General features: G+C 58.2%; 1 pseudogene. It reads left to right on the top strand.

From position 1 onward, the window contains the following. Positions 1 to 745: 745 nt before the first annotated feature. Positions 746 to 1,162 (top strand): annotated as a pseudogene (locus IVB42_RS42390) (OpgC domain-containing protein); the annotation flags it as partial.

Genomic DNA, 1,162 nt, shown 5'->3' on the forward strand with positions numbered 1-1,162 from the left:
CTTGACATCTTTTCGCGACAGGTCAGTGCCGCTGCTTGAACCCGCTGCCGCTGCTGCACTCCCCGCTGTGCCACTGCTCATCGAAGGGTAGGGCTCAGTTCCTGGGCGGTTGCAGCGATCAGCGCCGTTCACGACGTACCATATTTCGTTAGGTTTCTCGGGCCTCGCGACGCCGCGATGGCCGCAATGTCTCGATCTCTGGGAGGGAGAGACATGATGAAGCGATCGCCTATTCTCTCTCTGGTGGCTGTCGCGAGCTTCACCGTCCTATGGTTTGTTCTGGATGCCGATCTGCATTTTAGAAGGGCGGCTGCCACTGCAACAACAGCCATGCCACCCGAGGTCGTAGCTGCCGAGCCTTTCAGAACGGCCCACGCCGCTAACAAGGTCGATGAGGATACTTGCACTGGATCAGGCTAAGCATCTCGCTTTCTGGACGTCCGTTTTGAAGAATAGAAAGCAGGCCTGTGGAGCTGTTGTTCGGACCATGTATCAAGGCGGCACCGAATCTGGGGTCGATGCTTGGCGCATTGGCTGCCGGGACGGCAGCGAATATTCGATAACAATTAATCCGGACGCGCATGGCTCTGAGGCGGAGTTTCCGGTTTCGGTTTGCAGTGGAATCGCTTTCGCCCGAGGTGCTGAATAGCCCCGTCATTGAGCGTTCAGCACCTGCGAGATCGCCTCTTTATGCCAGCTGTTATCCGCTGTCCCGGCGCGTCCTCGCCAACATGCGAGGATGATCATGACGATTACCCGATCACGACGTGAAACGGTGGAGTTCGAGCACCCATTTCGGATCACAAGCTTCGAGCGGATACTACCGGCTGGCTCCTATGAAGTGATTACCGACGAAGAATTAATGGAAGGAATGGAAGGATTATCATTTCCGTCCTTTCGGTCCGTCGCCACCATGATGATGGTGCCTGCGCCGCCGCCGCGCAGCTCTTTCGTCGAGATGGTGGCGATCAGTTCGATCGATCTGTCCGATGCCCGGGAGCCGATGCGATCGTATCCCGTTAGTGACGCGCCGGCCCACCTCGACAAGCATCGGACTGCGCTGAACATTGACAGTCGCCGGATGCTGGCGGAGATCGAGCGAAACGCGTTGCGCGGACTGCATCCGCAGCCCGAACCCGAGTTGCTCGCGGCGCCTGCGATG

The organism is Bradyrhizobium sp. 45, from assembly GCF_023073155.1.
GTDB lineage: Bacteria > Pseudomonadota > Alphaproteobacteria > Rhizobiales > Xanthobacteraceae > Bradyrhizobium > Bradyrhizobium canariense_D.